The sequence below is a fragment of the Massilia putida genome, from assembly GCF_001941825.1.
GTDB lineage: Bacteria > Pseudomonadota > Gammaproteobacteria > Burkholderiales > Burkholderiaceae_D > Telluria > Telluria putida.
Map to the genome: position 1 here is coordinate 5,707,569 of NZ_CP019038.1, position 14,716 is coordinate 5,722,284.

18 protein-coding genes are annotated in these 14,716 nt (G+C 66.3%); all 18 read right to left on the reverse strand.

The window, feature by feature from the left end:
• Positions 1-624 carry a YmfQ family protein gene (locus tag BVG12_RS27590; protein WP_169926844.1) on the reverse strand — a complete coding sequence of 208 codons (624 nt, stop codon included), beginning with the start codon at positions 622-624 and terminating at the stop codon, positions 1-3.
• Positions 615-1,676, reverse strand: a complete 1,062-nt coding sequence (locus BVG12_RS27595) for a baseplate J/gp47 family protein (RefSeq protein WP_075795190.1) — start codon at positions 1,674-1,676, stop codon at positions 615-617. Before BVG12_RS27595 ends, BVG12_RS27590 begins: the two co-directional genes overlap by 10 nt.
• Positions 1,669-2,136, reverse strand: coding sequence for a phage GP46 family protein (locus tag BVG12_RS27600; protein WP_083685471.1), 468 nt, complete (start codon positions 2,134-2,136; stop codon positions 1,669-1,671). Before BVG12_RS27600 ends, BVG12_RS27595 begins: the two co-directional genes overlap by 8 nt.
• A gap of 14 nt (positions 2,137-2,150) precedes the next feature.
• Positions 2,151-2,789, reverse strand: a complete 639-nt coding sequence (locus tag BVG12_RS27605) for a phage baseplate assembly protein V (RefSeq protein ID WP_075795191.1) — start codon at positions 2,787-2,789, stop codon at positions 2,151-2,153.
• 10 nt (positions 2,790-2,799) lie between these two features.
• A complete protein-coding gene (locus BVG12_RS27610; RefSeq protein ID WP_075795192.1) occupies positions 2,800-4,095 on the reverse strand; it encodes a phage baseplate assembly protein in 1,296 nt (431 codons plus the stop codon).
• Between the two features lies 1 nt (position 4,096).
• Complete coding sequence (locus BVG12_RS27615; protein ID WP_075795193.1) at positions 4,097-5,359, reverse strand: DNA circularization protein; 1,263 nt, start codon at positions 5,357-5,359, stop codon at positions 4,097-4,099.
• A 15-nt stretch (positions 5,360-5,374) separates the two neighbouring features.
• Positions 5,375-7,183, reverse strand: a complete 1,809-nt coding sequence (locus BVG12_RS27620) for a phage tail tape measure protein (protein WP_075795194.1) — start codon at positions 7,181-7,183, stop codon at positions 5,375-5,377.
• 77 nt (positions 7,184-7,260) lie between these two features.
• Positions 7,261-7,641 (reverse strand): phage tail assembly protein, encoded by a 381-nt coding sequence (locus BVG12_RS27625; protein WP_075795195.1) that lies wholly within the window; start codon positions 7,639-7,641, stop codon positions 7,261-7,263.
• Positions 7,638-8,006, reverse strand: a complete 369-nt coding sequence (locus tag BVG12_RS27630; RefSeq protein WP_042549277.1) for a phage tail tube protein — start codon at positions 8,004-8,006, stop codon at positions 7,638-7,640. Before BVG12_RS27630 ends, BVG12_RS27625 begins: the two co-directional genes overlap by 4 nt.
• Positions 8,007-8,019: 13 nt before the next feature.
• Positions 8,020-9,588, reverse strand: coding sequence for a phage tail sheath subtilisin-like domain-containing protein (locus BVG12_RS27635; protein ID WP_075795196.1), 1,569 nt, complete (start codon positions 9,586-9,588; stop codon positions 8,020-8,022).
• Positions 9,585-9,929 (reverse strand): DUF2635 domain-containing protein, encoded by a 345-nt coding sequence (locus BVG12_RS35900; protein ID WP_370662818.1) that lies wholly within the window; start codon positions 9,927-9,929, stop codon positions 9,585-9,587. The genes BVG12_RS27635 and BVG12_RS35900 overlap by 4 nt, the downstream gene beginning before the upstream one ends.
• Before the next feature lie 29 nt (positions 9,930-9,958).
• The gene (locus BVG12_RS27645; RefSeq protein ID WP_075795198.1) at positions 9,959-10,642 is read right to left on the reverse strand and encodes a phage tail terminator protein; all 684 of its coding nucleotides are present in this window, start codon (positions 10,640-10,642) and stop codon (positions 9,959-9,961) included.
• On the reverse strand, positions 10,642-11,079 hold the full coding sequence (locus tag BVG12_RS27650) for a hypothetical protein (RefSeq protein WP_156895755.1): 438 nt from the start codon (positions 11,077-11,079) through the stop codon (positions 10,642-10,644). Before BVG12_RS27650 ends, BVG12_RS27645 begins: the two co-directional genes overlap by 1 nt.
• An 8-nt stretch (positions 11,080-11,087) precedes the next feature.
• Entirely contained in the window at positions 11,088-11,477 is a 390-nt protein-coding gene (locus BVG12_RS27655; RefSeq protein ID WP_075795200.1) for a phage head completion protein, read from the reverse strand.
• On the reverse strand, positions 11,474-12,115 hold the full coding sequence (locus BVG12_RS27660; protein ID WP_075795201.1) for a head-tail connector protein: 642 nt from the start codon (positions 12,113-12,115) through the stop codon (positions 11,474-11,476). Before BVG12_RS27660 ends, BVG12_RS27655 begins: the two co-directional genes overlap by 4 nt.
• On the reverse strand, positions 12,115-12,684 hold the full coding sequence (locus tag BVG12_RS27665; protein WP_075795202.1) for a hypothetical protein: 570 nt from the start codon (positions 12,682-12,684) through the stop codon (positions 12,115-12,117). Before BVG12_RS27665 ends, BVG12_RS27660 begins: the two co-directional genes overlap by 1 nt.
• A 39-nt stretch (positions 12,685-12,723) precedes the next feature.
• Complete coding sequence (locus tag BVG12_RS27670) at positions 12,724-13,179, reverse strand: hypothetical protein (protein WP_075795203.1); 456 nt, start codon at positions 13,177-13,179, stop codon at positions 12,724-12,726.
• A gap of 30 nt (positions 13,180-13,209) precedes the next feature.
• Positions 13,210-14,595 carry a phage major capsid protein gene (locus BVG12_RS27675; protein ID WP_075795204.1) on the reverse strand — a complete coding sequence of 462 codons (1,386 nt, stop codon included), beginning with the start codon at positions 14,593-14,595 and terminating at the stop codon, positions 13,210-13,212.
• Positions 14,596-14,716: the final 121 nt, after the last annotated feature.

A 14,716-nucleotide genomic window follows, 5' to 3' on the forward strand; every position in this document is an offset into this window, starting at 1 on the left:
CTACGTGTAGCTGAAGAGCAGCGTGGTATGGGCGGGCTTGAGCCGCCGCATCACGCACTCGAGCAAGGTGTTGCCCCAGGCCGCGAGCGGATCGGAGACGCGGCCGTTGACGGTGAGCGTGCTGCGCGTGTCCCCGAGGGGCACGTGAATCGTCCAGGTGTAGATCCAGCGGCCATTGGCCAGCGGGTTGTTGACCGGCGAGACGACGGTGTCGATTTCCTGCCAGCCTTCGGTGATCGAAATGGTGAAGCCCAATGCGCGGGCCACGGCCACGAAATAGGCGCGCGACTGGCCGCCGACCTGGATGAGCCGGGACAGCAGCGCGGCCCGTCGCTGCGCAAACGTCTGCTGACCGCCGAGCGCCATGACGCACGGATCGGGCAAGCCCGCCACGCGCTCCCAATCGGGAAACAATTCATTGGTGGTGCGGGGATCGGCCTCGTCGATGAGTTGCCAGCTTCTGGCATCGATCCGCGCCAGTTCCTGCGCGAGGCCCGTCAGTAGCCGGGTGATGGCCGCGTCGGCGTCGTCGGTCCAGGCCGGGCCATAGGGCAGGAGTTTTTGCAGCGACGCCAGGTAGTCGGCGGCGGCCAGTGGCTGGCTGACCTGCTGCATCACTGCCATACCACCCTCCCCATGACCGGGATCTGGCCGGGCGACAACACGACGTTGGCGGCCGGCGTGACCAGCACGTAATCCCATTCCTGGGCCGCAGAGGAGATGGCCGAGCGCATGTGCGACAGCAGGATCGTGCCGCCGGGCTGCCCCTCACGCGCCAGCAGATCGGCGAGTTCGGCCGCGATGGCCTGTTGAACGGCCAGGGTGTCCGGGCTCAATCCTTCGATGGCGAAATCGATCGGCACCGCGACCGGCGCATAGACCGTCACATGCGCAGTGACCGGGCGGACCGTGTCGATGAAGGCAGCGACGGCGGAGATCTGCGCGGCCGTGGGCAGGATCGCCGCGCCCGCGCCGTTGCCATCGCAGACAAAGGCGACGCCCACCGTGCCTTGCCCGAATTGCTCGGCCACGACCCAGGCGCGGGTGGCGCCGCCGCCGGGCGTTGCCAGGGTCCACTGCACGTAGTCGTTGGCGTCCCCGCCTTGCGGCGGTTGCTGGATGCGGTTGAGCAGCCGCTCGCGCAGACTGTCATCGGATTCGAGGTCGCCGCCACCGGCAAGCAGCCCGAGCACAGCAGCGGTCTGCACGCCCAGCACCGGCGTGACCAGATTGGCCGTCTGCCCGGCGTAGCCGTTGCTGGCGGCAGACGGTACGACCGCCGTGACGGTGGTCGTGGCCTGGAGTCCGTTGACCGTGATGTCCGCTGTCGTCTGGAACTGCGTGCCATCGAGCGTCTGCACCAGCGTGCCCGCCGGAATGTCCGCTGCCCCCGGCGCCACCGTGAAGGTGACGGTGCCGGTGGCGGGTGTTGCCGCCAGGCGCTGCACGCCCCAGATGGATGCCCAGCGCTCCAGGAACTCGGCTTCGGCAGTGTCGATGATGATCTGGCGACTGATCCATTCGATGAACCCGTACAGGCCATGGGCCACGCCAGCGAGCACGCGGGCGTAGACCTGGGCGTCGGCGCGGCGCAGCACGTTGTCCTGCGGCAGCCGTTGAAACACGTCGTTCGTCGTGCGATTGATCAGGTCCGGGAGGGACGGACGGTTAAACATTCAAGAGACTCCAGAGGTTGTCGAACCTGAGCACTGCGTTCGCCGTGCCATCGGCCGCGAACAGCGTGCATTGCAGGGCCAGCGTCGACAGACCCTGGCGCTCCGCTCGCACGGCGATGCGCGCGGCGACACCATCGTCGATCAGCCACTGCAGGGCCTCTTCGGCGTAGTCCTGGGCTCGTTGCACCGTGGTCGGCGTGAGCTTCGCGCGCGCCAGCAGCCACAGGCGCGAGCCGATGCGGTCGTTGGCCACCGGCGGGTAGGAGTCGCCCCACCAGCCCATGCGGAACCCCTTAGGGTCGGGCAAGGTGTCGTCGGGATTGGCGCGCCGCCAGGTGAAGAGACTGATGAGCACCGCCCGCACCAGCGGATGGGCCTTGTCGTTGTCGATGTCCTGGAACAGGCCGAGCGAGGTCGTCCGGCCGTCGAAGACGACGGTCAGTGGCAAGGTGTCGCGCATGCTGTTGGTTGTGCCTATTGCTGTGAATTCGGCGGATTGGTGGTGAAGCCATCGCCGTGGCTGTCGGTGCCGCTGTGCGTATGGGCATCGAAGACCGAGCGCATGCCCGCCATCGTCTTGGTGCCACCCTGGTCGCCGACGTCCTGTGCGGCCGTGATGCTCGCGTCGCTCGTGATGTTCTGGGTCACTTCCAGTGTGCCGACGATCTTGCTGTTCGCGTTGATGGTGAGGCCGGCCGCGAATGACATCGATCCGCTGCCGTCACCTTGCATCACCACGGTCGACCCCGCCTTGTCGGTCAGCTTGATGCCGCCGCGCATGAGATAGACGGACTGTCCCTGGTCGTCATGCAGGATCACTTCACCGCTCGCCAGGCCCTTGACGCGATAGCGACGATCGGCCACGCATACGACGACACCGTGCGAGCGGTCGCCATCGAGAAAAAGCGCGACGCATTCGGCGCCGGGCTGGGGATGGCTGGTCAAGCCATACGGCTCGAAATGCTCGACGTCATCCTTGGACTCGCCGGCCAACAGGCGCAGTTGCAGGCTCTGCATCTTGGTCGCCGCGTTGACCAGGGACACGGTGCCGCGCGCGACCATGTTGGACAGGCGGCGCGCATATGGGGCGACCAGTCGCGCGAAATCCGTCATGCCATGAACCTCATTCCACATCTCCCCAGGTGTCGGCACCGCCGCGCTTGATGCCTTTGCGCGGTTTGGCGGCCTTGGAGCGGTAACCATCGGGCGGCCCGACGCGGAGCTGCGTGCGCAGTCCGTTCTCGTCGAGCAGGTAATGCGCTTCCGCGATGACCATGGTCTGGTCGAAGCCGATCAGGTCGTCCCGGACGCGCACCAGCAGGTTCGGCACCCACAGCTGTCCGTCACCCTGGCGCCAGCCGGCGACCGTATAGGTGGCTTCGAGCGCCTTGGCGGCCCGGTGTGCGCGCTCGTACAGCGCACGGTCCTGGCAGGTGCCGGCGTCGGCATGGCCCGCCTGTTTGAGCACCAGCACCCGGAAGCGCTTGGAACGCGCATCCGTCAGACTCGCCGTCACCGGTGTGCCGGTGTCGGCGATCCCGCCTTCGAATTCGGCCTCGCCGTCATCGTCGCCCTCGACCTCGTTGGCATCGACGCCGAAGTCGCCGTCATTGCCCGCGCGCTGGCCCTTCACGACGTAGCTGGACATCACCGCCTTGAAGTCGAGTTCGCAACTCCCCTCCCGGATGTTCTGGCCCAGCTCGAGCGTGGTGGTGGCGTTACCGGCGCTGCCGACATCGATGAACACTAGGTCGCCCCGGGCGTTGTCGGTGGACAGCACATGGCGCAGGCGCATCAGCCGGTCGATGCTCTCGAACACGGTTTCCCCGACCTGGACATGGTGCTCGGTGATCGGCGCACCGGTATCGATCTCGGTCAGCACGCGCACGCCATAGGGCGCAGCCAGCGCGGCGGCGATGGTTTCCAGCTTGGCGTTGCGCCAGACGTTGGTGTTGGCCGCCGCCGGCTTGACGACCGTGCCGGTTTTGCCGTCCTTGCCTTTGACGTCCGCCCACAGGCCGTTGCCCGCCGGTGGCGCCCGCCCGGAGTCGGGCGGACAGCAGTCGACCAGATCACAGGTGCGGCTGCGGCCCTTGACGGTGACGCTGACGCGCTTGCCGTCATACTGGATCGGGGTGGCATCGACGTAACCGGTCAGCACCAGGTCGTTGCCGATGAATACCTGGCAGGCGTCGAAGGGCCGGATGCGGCGCCAGACCGGCGGTGCGTTGTCCGCCGTGGCGGCCGATGTCGGCCCCGGCCAGCGATCGGTGACTTCCAGCTCGAAGCTGCGCGCCTGCCGCTCGATGCCGGCCTCGATGCGGATATTCTTCCAGCCGCCGAATTCCTGGCCGCCGACCACGAGGCGCACCTGATTCTCCGGCAGGCCCGCCGGATAGCCTGGATCAGTGGTCGCCATGTCAGGCCGCGATCACGGAAAGCGCGCCGGGCGGCACGAAGCCCGGATGGCGGATACCGTTGCGCGACTGGATCTCGGCATCGCGCGACGCATCCGCGTACAACTCGTAGGCGACGGCCAGCATAGGCATCGTCTCGGGCGGAATCCAAGTGGTCAGACGCGCCGCGCTCTGTGCACGGGCCGTCAAATCCACATAGACCGCCGCGCTCGCCGCCTGCAACGCCTCATAGGCGGCGTCTCCGCAGCGGCGCATCTCGGCGTCGAGCGTGGAGAGCAGCGTGTCGCGCACCGCCAGCATGCTGTCTTGCGTGACCTGTTGTGGGGCGACCGGCGTGCCGCCCGACGGCTGGCTGATGCCGGCCTGCACGCTGTCCTGCTCGGTGCCCACCAGGGACGAAATACCCACCGCTTGCGCGAGCAGGAGTTGCCGGCCCAGGCCATAAAGTGCGACGGCATTGGTATCGATCTGCCGGCGCGACGGCGTGGCCGCCACGACCGGGGTGCGCGCCAGCATGGCGTTCGACGACGCCGTTCCGGTGAGCAGCTTGACCACGGTGGACCAGGCGGCGACGGCGCCCGCCGCGCCCGACAGGCCGAAGGCATTGAGCAATGTCTGCCCCAGCATCGCCGGATTGCTCAGGAAGGACGCTGCCTGGGTGACCAGGTTGGCGACCGAGGTGGCCTGCGATGTGAAGTTCGCCAGCACCTGCGCGATCTGCCCAGCCCCCACGAAACCCAGCATGGCGGCCAGTCGTCCCTGGGCCGCCGCCGCGACGAAGCTCTGATAGCCCGCGACCGTGAAGCTGCCCGCGAAATCCTGGATCGCCGCCGTAGCCAGTCCATCGGCCGCGAGCCGGCTGGCCGCCTGGGTGGAACTCGTCGGATTCGGGAACGTGAGTTCGCCCGATTCGACGAAGGACAGGGATATCGTCGCCACGCCCAGGCCGGAATCGAAGCGCACGCGTGCCGGCGCGGACAGGCACACCTGCATCGTGCCTAGCCAGGGATGCACGAGCGTCCCCGGCCCGGCCGTCTCCAGCGCCGACAGTAGGCGATTGGTTTGATCGATGTAGTCCGCACCGATCAGAAAGGCGTCCAGCGCGATCTCGCGGGTGGCACGGCCCAGGTCCTCCACCCAGGGCATGTCGCGCTGGGGGTATTCATGGACCTGCACGCGACGGCCGGCGCCGAAGTCGGCGCCATTGACCTGGAACGCCACGCCGCGAAAGGATGCCGGATGCAGAGAATCGAAATACTTGGCCATGACAATGATCCTGCGCTATGGCATCAGCAGCGCATGCGCGCTGTAGCCGGCATCGACATTGATCGGCATGGTTCCGCCGCGCACCTGTTCGACGCGTGAGCCTGTGGGCAGGCCGTCGATCTTGATGTTCACCTGGCCCTCCACCTTGGCGGCGCTCGCAGCCGTCCCCAGCAAGGAGGGCCGCTCACCGGCAACCGGGGATGCCATCGCCCCCAGAGGCGTGCCCCGGGAGGGGTTGCCTGGCTCGGGACTCGCCGATCTTTCGTCGCCGCCACCGATACCGAAGGCATGGCCCACGGATTTGGCGGCATCGACCATCCAGCGCAGTTTGTCCGACAGCCAGCGCACGAAATCGCCGAACCAGGCCTTGAGCGGCTCCCAGTGGCCGATGATCGTGTTGGCGATCCAGCCGATCGGTCCCAGGCAGGTGAGGATCAGTTCGGCATGGGCTTTGATCCAGTTCCAGAAGCCGGTGAACCAGCCTTTGACGGTGTCCCAGTTCTCATAGATCAGCCACGCGGCCGAAGCGATGGCGAGGATGATGCCGAGCGGGTTGGCCATCAGCGCCGCGCCTACGGCACGAATGCCCCCGGCGACCAGGCCGAAGGCACCGGACATCAAGCCGCTCATGGAGATGGTGGTGGTCGTCAGCAGCGCCCAGCCCGCGCGCAGGAAGGCGAGCGGTCCGGCCACCAAGCCCGAGGCAGCCAGTCCGGTGCGCATCATGGACAGCAGCGCTGCGTTACTCGCTACATAGGCCTTGGCCGCCATGCCCAGGAACGCCAGGCCCGCGCGCCCGACGGCGGCCACCAATCCACCCAGGGCCATGATGGTCTGGGCATTCATCATCACCGCCAGGCCGATCAGCGCATTGCGCGGTCCGCCGACGAAATCGACCAGTTTGCCTATGCCCTGTCCGAAGGCCAGTACGCTCCTGGCCATGCCGCGCCAGTCGATGCTGGACAGCCAATGTCCGAGGTCCTTGGCCATGCGGCCCACCTCGGCGGACACCAGCTTCTTGTTGGCCGCCATCCAATCGTTGAAGCCATCGAGCAGTGGTTTGATCGCGGGCACCAGGTTTTTGGCGATGGTCATCTGAAAACCCTTGCTGACCATCTCCAGATCGCGCAGCGACTTGGCGAATTCGCGCGATCGGTCGATGTCTTCCTCGTTCATGACGCCCTTGAAGCGCGACATGCGCGCCTGGGCTTCCTCGATGCCTTTGCCGCCGGCTTCCAAGAGTGGCACGATCTCCTGCCACTTCTTGCCGAACAAGGCCATGCCCATGCGCGCACGCACGGCCGGGTTCTCGTTGCGAACGAAGGCGTCGGCCAGCTCGGGCAGGACTTGCATCCCGGTGCGCAGCTGACCGGACGCGTCGCGCATGGCGATGCCCAGGCGGGCAAAGAGCGCAGCCGCTTCCTTGCCCCGGCCGCTGGCGGCGCGTCCCAGCGCGAGGTTGAGCTTGCCCATGGCGCCTTCCATCTGCTCGACGGCGACGCCGTTTTGCTCGGCCACATACTTCATGCGCTGGAACTGCTCGACGCTCATGCCTGCGCGCGTGGCACCGTGGTGCACGGCCTCGCCCAACTCGGCATACGCATGCACGGCGTCCTTGACCTTGGCCAGGCCGAAGCCGGCGGCCAGGCCACCGGCGATCCCGACGGGCAGCCCGAACTTTCCGGCGATACCCGTGGCGCTCTTGCCGATGTCGGTCAGGTATTTGCGCGCAGCCTTGGCGGGCGCCTCGACGGACTTGAGCGCGCCGATCAGGCTTTCCGCATTGGCCGACAGAATGGCTTTGAGTTCGAATCGGTCAGACATGAATCAACCGTCGTGAAGTTGGCGCGCGATGCGTTCGGCCTGCTGGTGCCACAGGTCGAATTCGGCCAGGGTCAGACTCAAGACGTCGCGCGGGGATGTTTTGAAGAACCAGGCGACTTCGAAGACGCGGTCGGCGAACTGCTCATCCGATCCGCCGGCGCACCGTCTTCTCCGAAAAAACCCAGCACCGCCTGCGTCGCACGGCCAAAGTCACCGAGCGACAGCGCCTTGACGCTCGAGAGCGGAACGGCCGCCAGCCGCGCCACGTAATGCGCGACCACGTTCATGCGCACCTCGACGGCGGGGTCCTCCATGCCGTTGCCCGGCAAGAGCCGCATCGGCTGCCCCAGGTCGATCAGATCGGCCGTGGTCGGCTGACGAAGGACCAGGCAATCGATCTCCTCACCATGCGCCATCACCGGCGCGGACAGGGGGATGGTCAGTGCTTGATCGCTCATTGGTTGTTACTCCACTGTCCCTGGCTTCCCGAGAATTCGATCTCGATCGTGCCGTCGATGGGTTTGGCTTTGGGCTCGCCGCGCACGAAGGCGTTGGAGAGCGTGTAGACGACACCGTTGGCAAGTTCGGCCGTCACGGTGAGCGTGGTGTTGGTGCGCAGGGTGTTCACCGGAAAATCCGGCGTGAACAGCGCTACCACCTTGATGTAGGGCTCCAGCGCCGTTTCCTTGTAGCCGGCCGGCCCGGACAGGCCCATGACGGCCTCGCGCTTGAACTCGGTCAACGGGATTTCGATGTCGCCGGAGATCTCGAATTGGGCGCCGTTGACCTTGACGAAACAGATGCCTGCAATGCGTTGAGCCATGTTCTCCTCCTGGTCAGCTGACGATCTGGTTGGCCGGGTACTGCAGGCGGAACTGGTTCAGGACCGCGAACACCCGCAGTTGATTGACGTAGTCCGGCGGGAACAGGACGTTGACCCGGTTCGGATCAGTCGTGTCGCGCTCGACGATCAGGTACTGCTTGAAGGTGTCGAGGTTTTCGACGATGCCCAGGTATTCCATCTGCCCGTAGATCGCGCAGAGCTCGCCCTTGATGACGGCGGGCGTCACGATGGCCTGGCCGGCGGCGAAACGTGTGCCGTCACTGGCCAGCTTGTGCCGGGGATACTTGGATGTGATCACGCCCTTGAGCGCACGAAGCACATAGGCCGAGGTGTGCATGGTTTCCGAGTCAAGGTAGCTCGTGTCCGGCGCGCCGAAGGCGTTCTGCTGATAGGTCGTGATCGCGCGCTCCACGCGCAACTGGCCACCAGAGACGAAGCTCGTCGCGATCCCGAAATTGAGCAGCGCCTGGCGATCTTCGAACAGGAAGCGATTGCCGGCGCGCGGCGCAAGCAGGCCCAGCAGCGGCGTCGTCTGGGTGGGACGCGCCGGATCGGCGGCGATGTCGACCGCGTTGGCACCGCCATAGGCTGCCGCGTATTCCCAGCAGGGATTTGGGCAATCGGCATCGATGGCGGCAACGGTGTGGTGCTGGTCGTTGCGCGTCATGCCGAAGGCGACCAGATCACTGAGCATGCCGCGCAAGGCGGTATAGCCGTGTCCGTAGATCTGCTTGGCGTAGGACCAACGCCCGGTAACGTCGTTGAGCTCCAGTTGCAGGTCATTCAGGGCTTGCGCCTGGCCATAGGGGTGGATGATGAAGTCATAGGGGTCATCGCCCATGCCCGGGATGGCAGTGGCCGCCAGCGTCGGGTCGGTGGACCCCCCGGATAGCGTGGGGCCGGAATAACTCAGCGTCACACCGGCGGGCACGCGCTCACCGGCACTCCACCCCAGGAAAGAGTCGAGGATGGTGATGTCGTTGGCTGTCTGCCCAGCCCACTTGCTGGTGAGCGTGACGACGGCCGAGCCCTCGGCGATCGCCGACATGGGGCGCACGGCGGCGTAGGCATACGCACCCGTCGTTGCGGTCACCGGCAGATCGGGATTGGCGTTGATGTTGCTGACCATGTTGGCGGCGATGCTGGACGGGCTGTCACCCAGCTGGACGCCGACATTCACGCGCTGGCCCGCGATGTAGAGAGCGATGGCGCCTGCAGCATTGGCGAAGCCGTTGATGGTGATCGTGGCGCTGGCGATTGATGCCGCCGGATCGTCCTGCATCGGGATGCACCACAGGTTGCAGGAGCCGGCATCCTGCAGCCGGTAGCTGGCGACCATGCGCGCGAGCATCGAGCCCTGACCGAACAGGGAGAGTGCCGACTTGGGATCGGTGACCAACACCGCCTTGTTCGGTGTCGCGGTCCCGGTGGGCAGCATCTGCCCGATCAGCAGCGCATTGAGCGCCTGGTCGCCCAGGTTGGCCTGGCTGTTGTCCATCTCCGCATAGAACAGCGGTACGCGCAGGTTGGACGGGATGTGCTCGAAGGACACGCCGCTCATGTCGTGCTCCTTGCAGGAGCCGGCGATTCAGGTGCTGCGGCGGTGGCCGGTGCGGATGACGGTGCCGGCGATGCGGCAGGGGGCGACGCTGTCGTTGATGCGGTCTTTGCTGCTTCCGTCGCCGCCGGGGCTGCAGCGGGAGGCGCCTCGCTCAGCGTGATATCGCCCTCATGCAGCCGGCGCTGCCAGTACTGGGTGACCTGGCCGATGTTCTGGCCGGTGGCCGGCAACAGCGTCCTGGTTCCAGGGATGGGGACCGATCGGCCCGGTGTGGGAATGGCATACATGCTTGGCTCCAATGCAAAAAGCCCGCGACGACGCGAGTCGTGGCGGGCGGTCATGAAAATCCGTCGTGGCCTGGGCAGCCAGGTCAGGGAACGGAAATGTCGAACTCGATGCGTCCGTCCGGGCCGTGCGTGCGCGGCGCGCTCACGGTGGCTTGGGCAAAGTCCGCGATGGGGTTGGCCGGGTAATCGGCCGTGGGGTCGAAGATCGGCGTGCCGACATCGACCTCCACGTTGGCGGCCGAGCCCGGCAGCCAATGGCCCTGGGCATCCTGCTCGCCGAAGTCTGGCAAGGCACGCAGTGCCCCCGCCTCCCAGCCATCGGTGGCGCCGATCCACATCTGCGCGCCGAACTCGAACTGGTACCAGAGCCGCGCTCGGTCCATGGCCAGCAGACTGCCGCCCTCATAGAAGATGCCGTTGTAGTCGGTGGCTGGGTTGACCGTGTTGACCGGCCCCGGCACCCAGCCGAGCAAGGCCCGCCAAATCTCTCCCCGAATGGCATGCACGCCCGTGAATGCGGATTGGCCTTTTTCGTCGGCACGGTTGTCCAGCGCGACGATCACGCCGAAGCTGTCGGTCATTTCCTGACCCACGGCATTGAGCGCCTTGGGCTGCTCAGGGCGGTCGTCGAGCGGGATGACGAAGGCGCAGGGCACCGGCAAAGCGGCAGCTTCCTGCACCGGCTTGAATTCGGCGGCGCCGGCCACCCGGCCACTGAACGACGGGCACAGCGCGCGCAGCTGCGCAATGACGAGTTCGAGTTGCATTACCTGGGCACCAGCGCATGACGCAGCGCGTCACGCACCTGTTCGCGGATCTCGCCGCCAAGATTGGCCAGCGCCGCCGTCATGAAGTTGCCGCGCGCCGCGATGTTGCGTTTCGTGCTGCCGTAGAACAGCACCGCCGGATAGTAGAAGCTGCCCGGTATCGCGCGCACGCCCACCTTGATCCAGCCACCCTTGGAGCCCTTGCCGATCACGCCGATGGCGCGGCGCATCGCGCCAGTCACCTCGCCGGGGAACTCTCCAGGCTGGGAGACCACGCGGCGGGAAACCAGGGTGCGCGCTTCCTTGCGCACCGCGGCCGCACCCTTGACCAGCGCTCGGCGCATAGCCTTGCGGTCGTAGTCGATCGTGCGGTGAAACTCGAGCCCGACGTGCAGCTTGATGCCTGCCACCTGGGCTTCTGTACTGTCTCGCTCCATGTTAGACCTCAGGGTGTGGGTGTGCCGGACGTCATCGCGTCGATGGCGCCCAGGTCCTTAGTGGTGATGCGGATGAAGCGGTCCGCATCCTGGAAGTTCTGCGCATCGAGAATGCGATAGCGCCGCGCGCGGTACTCGATGACCCGGTCCTGCGCAAAATACTCGGCTGGCGTCTCGAAGCTGAAGCGCACCCAGAAGAAGTGGGTGGGCTCTTCTCCGGTCGTGACACCCATGCGTGAGGCGATACCGCGCACCGGTTCTACCTTGGCCCAGCGGCTGATGCCGACATCGAAGGTCTGATCGACGTTGAAGCTGGCATTGGGCGCGTCGGTCCAACGGCGAATGACGATGCGGCGGTTGAGCTCCCCGGTATCGGGCAGCATCAGCGCTTCGCTCATAACAGGGCAATCCGGTAGGGATCGAGCAGCGCGTCCACGTAGGGCAGTTTGTCCATGCGCCCGCGTGCGAAGGCGACCTCGCCGCGCTGGTTGTAGAGGCTGTCGACGCGCAGCTTGATCCAGTGCTTGATGCCCTCGGGCACCTGCGTCGAATCGCCATAGCCGGCCACGAACTGCACGTTGACGGCGCCGATTTGTGGCAGCGTTGGCTGCCATATCTGGCCGAAGATCGGTGTGATGCGGGTCAGATCGTCGGTGGACGTCACCACGTAGTTCTGCGGCGGCATCGTGATCTGGTCGAAGTTCATGTCCAGGTAGGTGATGGCTTGCACCGCCTGGACAGGCCCCTTGGCGATCAGGATGGCGTGATCCGGTAGCGAGTACGGCGTGCCCGCCGGAACGCCCATCAGGCTCGGCCCCGGGAACGCATCGAGCACCAGATTCCAGGTGGCCGAGAGCAACTGACGGTTGGTCAGCGTCTCGGCCATCTGCCGCGCAGTGCTGATGAGCGCCAGGATCAGCGCGTCGTCATCCGGGATGTCGACGCGCAGGTGCAGCTTGACCTCGCTAAGCGCCACCGGCTCGGCAATGCCGGTGGTGGCATCGACGGCCGGTGGTGTCACCAGATGGAAGGGCATCAGCCTTGGGCAGCCGGTGCCGGTTGCGCGGCGGGTTGCGAGGCGTCGGCCTGTGCAGTGGGCGCGGTGGCCGGGGCACTGCCGTCAGCCGGTGCCGGTTGCGTGGACGCATCGGGTGCGGCATTCGGTGCGGAACCGTTCGCCGGTGCCGAGTCGGCCGTCGCCGACGTAGCAGCGGGCGGCTGGGCGGCAGTGTCGGCTGACGCAGCGACCGGTGCTGCAGGACTTGCCGGCGCTTGCGTCGCATCGTCCGCGCTCGGTGCGGCGGTATTGCCGTTCGCGTTGTCCGACGCTGGTGTATCGCCGCTCGCCGTGTCCGGTGCCGACGCACTGGCATCCTCCTGCGACGCGTCGTCCGCCTGCGCGGCGCTATCCGCCGGTGCCGTATCGTTGGTCACGGTGGCGTTGGTGTCGGTATCGTCCTCCGACACGACCTCGGCGTAGCCGGCCACGACGTGCGACAGGGTTTCGTCGGTGGCCGGATAGGTCTCGCCCTTGGCGTACTTGACCGACTGCACGCCGGCGCTGTTGACGTGGAAGAAATCGAGGATGTAGCGGATCAGGTTCATGCTGAGGCTCCTATTGAAGGGGTGGTTGAGGGAAAGAATTCAGCCGGCGATCTGCGCGACCGAGGCTGCGTTGAGTGAACTGGCCGGCGCGAAGCGGGCGTTGATGCCCAAGAGCAGGCCGGCGAACTGGCCTGCCCCCTGCTGTGCAACCTGCAGTTGCACGAAGGCGTAGCCGTTGTTGGCGTCGAGTTCCTCGATCGCGCAGTCGATCAGCGCCTGGATGTTGGCGGCGTTGCCGGCGGCGATCGGAGACAACGCCTTTGCTAGGCCATTGACGCCTGTGATCGGCTTGGCGCCGGTGCCGGTCGCGTCCTGCGCCTGCAGCAGCTGCGCGTTCAACGGGCCGTTCGCGTTAGCGCCGGTTTGGATCAGCGCCAGCAGGCGATGGAAGTTGCCGACCGCGATCCAGGCGGTCTGGCCGTTGGAGGCATTGATGGGGCCGGTGCTGCCGAGGATGGCGAACTGCTCCGAGCCCTTGGTGTTGGGAAAGCCCATGGGACGTCCTTCTGTGAGAGTGAAGAAAAATCAGCGCGCGCCGAGCTGGACGAAGGGCGAGAGCGTGGCCGCGCCCTTGGCCGGAGCGACCGCCTGCGCGATCTTGCTTTGCCCGTCCATGCGGAAGGTGGTGCGGAAGGCCACCGCGTCGGCGTCGAAGTACAGATGCATGCTGGTGGCGGTCTGCAGGCCGCCCGCCTTGGTGATCGTGTGGTAGTACTGCAGGTCCACCAGCAGCACATCGCCCTGACTCGAGAACGGTGCCGGGTGCTGCGAGAAGATCACCGGCAGGCCCAGCAGCGTGTTGCGTTGCACCTGCGCGAGCGAACCACCGAGGTTGACCTGGTAGCCGATCGGCATGAAGGCCGGCATGCCGTTCCAGGTGATGCCGTAGAGCGCCGCCTGGACCGACTTGTTGATGATCCACACCCCCTTGTTCTCCGAGCCCGGCATGAAGCGCGACTGCATGTTGAGCAGGTTCGTGAGCGTCAACGTCTGGGTCGGCTGGCCCTGGTCCTTGGGCACGGTAATCACCGCACCGGACTGGAAGGCGCCCAGCGGCACGCCATCGCCCTGGCCGTTGAGGATGGCCTCGTTGGTCTTCCAGCGGATACGCTCGGCGATCTGCTTGGGCAAGTACGACGTGAGCGCGTTGGTGTCCTCCAGAAGTTCGGAGGTGATGGGCACCAAGGCCATGAGCTTCTTGAGGCGCAGGGTGGTCAGGCCCAGTTGCGGCTTGGTCGCCTGCGCGACGGAGGCCTCGCCTTGCCAATAGGCACGCACACCGTTCGATCCCCAAGGCGTGGTCTCGTCCTTCGGGAAGGACATGCTGTTGCCGGAGATCTCGACGTTGTCGGTCATCGGCAGCAGGCCATCCTCGCCCAGCGAGAGCGTGAAGATCTCCTGGGCGAACTGCGGCGGCACGGCAAAGCCGCCGTCCACACCGGCCGATTCGTTCGCCGCCAGGCCGGGGGCGACGGCACCGATCCCGGAGCCGACCAGCAGCCGCTCGTCGACCACGCCACCCGCGCGGCGCGCGATTTCGGCCTGTCGCACCGACTTCAGGAAGTCGCCGACGCTGGCAAAACCGCGCCGGGGATCGAGTTCGCGGTTGTCGCTGACGGAGATGGTGCTCGCGCCTGCCGGCGCACTGGCGGTAGTGGGATTGGGCCGGGCGCCGCCGCTCGATGCCAGCGCCACGGCGACGCTGGCCGAGCGCGCCTCCTCGGTGATCAGCGCCATTTCCCGGTCGATGGCCGCAGACGCCGTCTCGATCTGAGCGCGCAGGGTATCGAAGCGACTGGCCTCTTCGGCCGTGAGATCGCGATTCTCGGCAGCGGCGCCCTCGGTCAAGGCGCGGGCGTCCTTGACCAGATTCGCTTTCCTGGCCTGAAGCTCTCGTAGGTGTTTGCTCATTGCGGGTTCTCCAAATGAAAAAACCCGCGCGGGTGAGCCACCTGAGCGGGTATGAAAAAAGCCGCCGAGGTTTCCCTGGGCGGCTGTTCGTTGGTCCTGCCGAGCATTGCCCGGCAGGCAG